Raw genomic sequence first — 7,129 nt, 5'->3', positions numbered from 1 at the left:
GCAGAATCATTGTTCTCTGTATGAGGCTCTGGCCAGGAGCATGGATAATGAGATTTTCAACCATACCCGGGCCAAACGGTTCCTGGCCCTTATCGAGGGTTTTGCCGCCGGCTATCATGGCGTCCCCATCTCCGAGCTTTTGAGCGCCGTCCTGGATCAGAGCGGTTATGAGACCATGCTCAGGACGGAGGGCAGTCAGGAGCGGCTGGACAATTTGGCGGAGCTGAAGCAGTCGGTCTATGAATACGAAACTTCCTGCGGTGAGGAAAGCACCCTGGAAAACTACCTGGCCCACGTAGCCTTTTTGAGCAACAGTGACGCAGCTTCCGGCAAGAACGCGGTCAAGCTGATGACCGTGCATGCCGCCAAGGGATTGGAGTTCCCCTATGTTTTCCTGTGCGGCCTGGAGGAAGGCGTATTTCCCTCCAAGAAGACCGCGACCCTGGAGGGCATGGAAGAGGAACGGCGCCTGGCCTTCGTGGCCTTCACCCGGGCGGAAAAGGGTTTGTTTTTAACCGATGCGGAGGGGCGGAATCTGGATGGTTCCTACCGCTTTCCTTCACGCTTCATTTTCAATGTGGACCAGACCTTCCTGACTTACACCAACCCATTGGACGACAGCCTTATATCTGAAAGCAAGTGGAGCATCCGCAACAGCGAGAAAATGCTGCAACCGGCTCCGGACGGGATCTCCTTCAGGCCCGGCAGCCGTATCGTCCACAGCATCATGGGCCCCGGGGAAGTGCTGGATATCGACCGCGACCAGGCTGCCTACGTGATCAAGTTCGATGACCTGGCAACTCTGCGTAAAATCAGCTTTAAAGCCAACCTGGCGGCAGAGGGGTGACAGACAAACAGAGAACCGTCAGACTGTTGGCTCTGTTTGCGGGAGCGGAAAAAGGTGGCAAAAAGGGCGTCAGGCCCATTTGTCACCCCATTTTTTATCAAATAATCTGGTATCAATAGGAGGAAGACAATGATCAAACGGACGATGGGACAGGCGATCAGGGCTTATTGCCTGCAGTGTTCTAATCATAGCAAGAAAGAAGTGGCGTTATGCCCGATGAATAAGTGTCCTCTTTATCCGTTCAGATTGAAGCCGGATCAGGAAGAGTCCCCTCATCAGCAGAAAAGCGGCACAGAAAACCCAACCGGCGGCCAGCCGATTTTATTTGAATGAGGGCTTTGGGGGGCAGCGCATTTCCGTTACCCATATGAAATCAGTTTGCAGTTGCAGGAGATTGTTTTGCCGGCCGATATTTACGATGAATCAGAAACAGCGGCCCAGTCCTCGCCACGGTTCCACTTTATGGATATAATATGTAACAAAGTGCGTTTTAAATAGCATAGGCTTTTAAGCCTTTGTGTAAGGCTTGGATTCTGGGGGAAAACATCACAATGGAACCTGACAATACTTATCTTGCTATCATTGGCGACCTTGTAAAGTCAAAATCAATCACCGACCGCGAAGCTATTCAAGACAAACTGGAGTCAACGCTGCACAATATTAATGAACGATACTCACAAGTCGTCATATCGAAATTTTTGATTACTCTAGGCGACGAATTCCAGGGTCTATTAAGGCCCACCAATCTGCTATTTGATATTATTACTGATATTGTAGAAGCAATAGAGCCTGTTCAAATAAGATTTGGAGTCGGTTATGGGAGCATCAGCACTAAAATCAACGATATGGCTCTCGGTATGGACGGGCCTGCCTTTTACGAGGCCCGGGAGGCTATGGACAAAGCTCACAAATATAAAGGACATGTAATAATATTTCATAGTCCGCCAGCGGACAATTCCAGATTAGCTGTGAATACATCGCTGTTATTGCTGTCGCAGGTTCGGAATTTGTGGTCCGATAAAAATAAACTGATTCATGCCTGCATTAGGGCCAATATGAATCAAGTGCAAATCGCTTCCCAATTAGGGATTTCACAATCCGCCGTAAGCCAAATGATGTATAAAAGCAGGATAGCTGAAATCAGGGAAGCAGAAGGAAATGTCAAACAGCTCCTAAACACTCTGTTCGGTTATCATTCTTCCGCTAATAACCGCTAAATATCAGTCTATTGCTTATATTTTCAGACAGCTGTCAACCTTGCGGTCGTCAAACTTATAGCAAGAGTATAAGTTTTTATCTTATAATGCCTATATTTAAGCTGTTAACTTATATATGCCAGGAGAGGTACGCCGGATGTTGGAGTTATTCCTGCTTTTATTGTTGGCTCATTTTGCCGGGGATTTCGTCTTCCAAGACGAAGATATGGCCCAGAAGAAAAACGGCGGCGGCAAAACACCGCAAGAGGTACAGTCGCTGCTGTTTCACGCATCCATTCATTTCCTGCTCTACCTGGGCGTCATAGTTATCTTAGTTTTTGGTCTTCATTACTCAGACATCAAATGGTTGTTTTTGATCGCCACATTACTGGCCGTCAGTCATGTAATTATTGACTGGAAGAAACCCTGCTGGGAATGTATCGGTATCAATAATAGGGCTTTGATTTTTATGCTGGACCAGGCTCTTCATATATCGATTATCATCCTGATAATAAACTGGCTGAGTAAATCGTCCATACTGACCGTTTTACGATCTTTTGAGCTCAGTAACGTTTTTGCGACCATCATTTTCGTTATCATTGGCATCATATTAATCACGGATTTCTCGAATATCTTCATAAGATTGTTTCTGGAAACTATTAAAGGGCCTGTCAATGAAGAAGTCACACTCAACAAATATAACGACGACGGCGCCGAGACAGCTCCGGAGCTCTCAAATCCAATAAATAATAAAGAAAATTACAAGAAAACGGGACGCTATATCGGTAATCTTGAAAGAAGCCTGACTTTTTTGGCTGTTATTGCCGGTGCCTACGAGGTTCTGATAGGAATATACGGAACCAAAACGGCCATGAGATTCTATGAATTCAATAACAAAGATTTTGCGGAATACTATTTTATTGGCACTTTACTCAGCGCTTTATTGGCGATAAGTATTGCTTTATTCTATCGTTGGGTATTGGGTTAAGGTTATATCGAAGCTCTGGTCAAAGCATAATATTCTGGTTAAAGTTTCCCCTTTGGCTTATCAGAAATTATGTTTGATTTTAGATTTCAAAATGCCTCACTCATATAATGCATTTCTTTTGTTTTTTCAATCATTCTGGATGCTCCAGGAAATTGGCATTACCAGAAAAAGCCCTTTATATCCCAATTTTCTTGACCTTGGCAATGGTCCGGGTTATATAGCTCTCCAACTTGGCCTCAAACACCTCGGCGGTGATCTCCTTATTCTGTATCATGGATAAGCCCTTTTCCCAACTGGCGGTAAGGACAGGGTTCAACAACTCTTGGGCGGATCGGCGGATCAGTTCAACGATCACCTCCCCTTTGGGCTCGGGCGTAACAATCCGGGTCTTGGCATTGATTTTGATGTAGCCGATATCCTGAAGCTTCTTGATGATGCCGGCACGGGTGGCAGAGGTGCCAATGCCACAGGTCTTTATCTGCTCTCTGAGCTCCTCGTTTTCTATATACTTCCCCGCTTTTTCCATAGTCAGAATCAATGCCGCGTCAGAAAACCGGGAAGGTGGTTTGGTTTCTTTTTGTTCTAAATCCAAAGCGGTGGTGGCGCACTTTTCTTTTTTGCTGAGCAAATGAAGTGGGGAAGTGGAGATATCCTCTTCATTTTTTGCCGGGGATATTTCGTAGATCTCTTTCCAGCCGGCATCATTGAGGGTTTTGGAGCTGGCGACAAAGATCTCCCCTTTGATTTCGGTTTCTATCTTCACCGTGTTGTATATCGCAGGCGGATAGAATATGGCCAGAAACCTTTTCACGATCAAGTTATATACATTGCGGCTGTCAGGATCCAGCCTGGACAGATCGGCGCTTACATAGGTGGGGATGATGGCGTAATGGTCAGTCACCTTGCTGTCATCCACAAACCTCTTGCTGGATTTATCGATAGTGAGTTTCCCAAACTCCTTGATTCTTATAACCGCATCCTTGAAGGCGGCATTCTTATACAAACCATTTAGGACCCGGGGCAGTTCGGCAACGATATCGCTGGACAATACCCGGCTGTCGGTTCTGGGATAAGAGATGAGTTTTTTCTCATACAGGCTCTGCGCGATGGCCAGGGTCTTATCGACCGGCAGTTTGTATTTTTTGTTGGCTTCGGATTGCAGCTCGGCCAGATTGAAAAGCAGCGGCGGCGGCTCCTTCTTGACTTTGATCTCCACCTTGTTCACGGTGGCTTCATGCCCCTGCAACTTGTCGATAATATTCTGAGCTTCCTCTTGACCGAGGTATTTTTCATCGTCCTCAAGTGTATCGGCAGGCTTTGCCCCTTTGGCTGTTTGGGGTTGCCATTTACCTTTGTAGGCGACACCGCTGTCCTGAGACAAAAAATTGGCCGCCACCCCATAATGGATTTTGGGCACGAAGTTTCTGATTTCCAGTTCCCGGTTGACCACTAATCCCAGAACACAGGTCATAACCCGCCCGATGGCGATGACCGATCGTTTCTTCTCTTTCAATCGGGCCGACAATTGCTGGCCATACTGGCAGGTATAGATCCTGCTGAAATTCATGCCAAACAACCAGTCCTCTTTGGCCCGGCAATAAGCCGCCTGGGACAGGGAATCGTACTCGCTGAGGTCCTTGGCGGCTTCAATGCCCTTTTTCACCGCATCTTCGGTCTGCGAGGAAATCCACACCCGTTTGGCGGGTTTATCGGCGCCGCTCAGCTGATAGACCAGGCGAAAAATATACTCACCTTCGCGTCCGCTGTCGGTACAGGAGTAGATCATGCTCACATCCTGACGGTGCATCAGTTGTCTGATAACCTCAAACTGTTTTTCGATTCCGACATTATCAATGATCTTATATTTAAATTCCCGGGGTATGATCGGCAAATGCTCTACCCGCCACGATTTATAGGCGGGATCGTATTCCTCCGGGTAAGCCATTGTTACCAGATGGCCATAGCACCAGCTTATTATGGCCTGGCCATTTTCGGCATAGCCCCGGCCCCGGTCAGACTTGTTTATTTCTATACCCAACACGCTGGCAAAGCTGCCCGCCACCGAAGGTTTTTCCGTGATGTATAATGGTTTGGCCATGACATAACCACCTCATGCCCGCAACTGAGTCCGTATAATCCCCAGCAGGCAAAATTTATCAAACCGCCATTAAATTACAGAGCAACGCGGCTGCGTTCTATCCGCTGTATATGTTATTATATCCTATGTTTTTGCGGCCTGGGAGAAAGCCCAGTGCTGAAACGATCCTGTGGGGCACTAGGGTACGGTTCTGCGTGCCCTACAAGTAAAATGAAATTGATTTCAATTTCCAGAAGATATAAAAGATTCGGGAATAATGGTTACGGCCTTTCCTCTAACGATACACCTCCCCGACCCGGACGACGAACCATTTCTGGAAGCGGCCCTGGCTGCGCCTGGAACCCTAATAATAACCGGCAACAAAAAGCATTTTCCTCCTCCAGCCTGTGGTAAAATTCTCGTTTATAGTCCGGCGGAATTTATTAAATACCTGTCCAAAAGCCGTGGGAGCGGCGCTCAAAAAGGATAATGCGGATGCGCCGAACGTCAAATGATTCTTTCCTCATCATTATCCAGACGACCCTCCAGAGCATCGAGAGCCGAGAAAAAAAATATGCCGTCTTTTCCCAAAGTGGTTTTCTCTTCTAGCACTTTAATTGCATAATCGATCGTCTTTTGTCTCTCTTCAGAGCGTACTTGATTGATCCGATTACACAAGAAAAAATACTTTCATGTCCAGAGTTGTGAAGATAGTTTTTTATAAAATCAATTTCGCTTGCACTGGCCAATGCTGATACCCTCATTTCATAAAACGAAGGTATCTATACTCTAGAATTCTATAATTGTGCAGAAAGAAAAACTTTTATTCTACCCTGTATCGATTGACTTCTGCATATTTTGGGGTTAATATTGTGCATAACCATTTTCCTTGTGCAGAAAGGATGTTCGCGGTGAGGGAATTTGATTATACATCCGTTCCGAATGAATTAATGAACCATGAATTAATGAATTTGATCTCAGCAATTCATGAATATAAAGGAAAACAAGAACTGTTTATTGAAGCGAAGGCCGATGTATTAGAAGCAATGCTTGAAATTGCTATAATCCAAAGCACCGGGTCCTCCAATAGAATCGAAGGAATCTATACCTCAGATGAGCGCTTGGATGCTTTGGTAAAGCTCAAGGCGGAGCCGCGCAACCGCTCGGAGCGTGAAATCGCTGGTTATCGGGAGGTACTGAGACTGATCCATGAAAGCTATGATTATATGGCGCCTCGTACCAATGTATACTACAGTTGCATAGAGACCTGTACCAGTTCAGTCCGTCATCTATCGGTGGTAAATTCAAAAATTCGGATAATCTTATCACTGAAACAGATGCATTCGGCCAACGCAACATACGCTTTAAACCCCTGACGGCATTTGAAACTCCAGATGCTGTTGACCGCCTGACCAATACTTTTATAGATGCAGTCAATGCTGAAAAATACGATCCATTGCTGCTGATCCCCATGTTCGTCTTGGATTTTCTTTGCATTCATCCCTTTAACGATGGCAACGGACGCATGAGCCGCCTGTTGACTCTTCTGCTCCTTTACCGTTCAGGATATATTGTGGGCAAGTACATTAGTCTCGAGATGATAATCGAAAAAACCAAGGAAACCTACTACGAGGTATTGCAGGACAGCTCAATTGAGTGGCACGAGGGAAAGAACTCCTACCTGCCGTTTGTCAGGTATTACCTGGAGGTCATTTTGAGCGCCTACAAAGAGTTTTCGGCCAGGGTAGAATTGATGCAAAACCGCAATCTTTCCAAACCGGAAAGGATCCGTAAGCTATTTGACAATACCCTGCAAAAGCTGTCGAAGCGTATGATTCTGGAAAAATGCCCGGATATAAGCACCTCGACTGTCGAGATAACTTTGGCGGCATTGGTGAAAGAGGGTTATATAATTAAGACGGGTGCCGGTAAAAATACCGCATATATCCGTAATACGGACCATTAAATTACCGGCATCACGATGGATAAGAAAAATATTGTATCGATTTCAAGGAAATAAC

General features: G+C 46.0%; 7 protein-coding genes. 5 read left to right on the top strand and 2 right to left on the bottom strand.

Translation table 11 applies throughout. The features are described 5' to 3' along the window. The 4 genes from B3W37_RS00155 to B3W37_RS00140 all read left to right on the top strand — a co-directional run. A partial coding sequence (locus tag B3W37_RS00155) for a 3'-5' exonuclease (RefSeq protein WP_483174427.1) occupies positions 1-847 on the top strand: 847 nt, incomplete at its 5' end. A 129-nt stretch (positions 848-976) separates the two neighbouring features. Further along, positions 977-1,180 carry a hypothetical protein gene (locus tag B3W37_RS00150; protein ID WP_483171632.1) on the top strand — a complete coding sequence of 68 codons (204 nt, stop codon included), beginning with the start codon at positions 977-979 and terminating at the stop codon, positions 1,178-1,180. 182 nt (positions 1,181-1,362) lie between these two features. Continuing rightward, positions 1,363-2,064, top strand: a complete 702-nt coding sequence (locus tag B3W37_RS00145; RefSeq protein WP_483174426.1) for a SatD family protein — start codon at positions 1,363-1,365, stop codon at positions 2,062-2,064. A gap of 115 nt (positions 2,065-2,179) precedes the next feature. Then, positions 2,180-3,031 (top strand): DUF3307 domain-containing protein, encoded by an 852-nt coding sequence (locus B3W37_RS00140; RefSeq protein WP_483174425.1) that lies wholly within the window; start codon positions 2,180-2,182, stop codon positions 3,029-3,031. Between the two features lie 175 nt (positions 3,032-3,206). Here the strand turns inward: B3W37_RS00140 and B3W37_RS00135 are convergent, their stop codons facing one another. Together B3W37_RS00135 and B3W37_RS00130 are read right to left on the bottom strand one after the other, a co-directional pair. After that, positions 3,207-5,129 (bottom strand): DNA topoisomerase 3, encoded by a 1,923-nt coding sequence (locus B3W37_RS00135; protein ID WP_483171629.1) that lies wholly within the window; start codon positions 5,127-5,129, stop codon positions 3,207-3,209. Between the two features lie 486 nt (positions 5,130-5,615). Next, positions 5,616-5,786, bottom strand: coding sequence for a hypothetical protein (locus B3W37_RS00130; protein WP_483171628.1), 171 nt, complete (start codon positions 5,784-5,786; stop codon positions 5,616-5,618). Between the two features lie 577 nt (positions 5,787-6,363). Here B3W37_RS00130 and B3W37_RS00125 point away from each other — a divergent pair. Continuing rightward, positions 6,364-7,074 (top strand): Fic family protein, encoded by a 711-nt coding sequence (locus tag B3W37_RS00125; RefSeq protein WP_483174424.1) that lies wholly within the window; start codon positions 6,364-6,366, stop codon positions 7,072-7,074. The last annotated feature ends 55 nt before the right edge of the window (positions 7,075-7,129 follow it).

The organism is Syntrophomonas sp. UBA5494 (assembly GCF_002426325.1).
Note: the sequence above shows the minus strand (reverse complement) of the source record. Positions and strands in the feature narration are given on the sequence as shown.

Excerpts from the sequence above, each read along its gene's own strand:
- B3W37_RS00150 (WP_483171632.1), top strand. The coding sequence starts at position 977 with ATGATCAAACGGACGATGGGACAGGCGATCAGGGCTTATTGCCTGCAG.
- B3W37_RS00140 (WP_483174425.1), top strand. The coding sequence starts at position 2,180 with ATGCCAGGAGAGGTACGCCGGATGTTGGAGTTATTCCTGCTTTTATTG.
- B3W37_RS00135 (WP_483171629.1), bottom strand. The coding sequence starts at position 5,129 with ATGGCCAAACCATTATACATCACGGAAAAACCTTCGGTGGCGGGCAGC.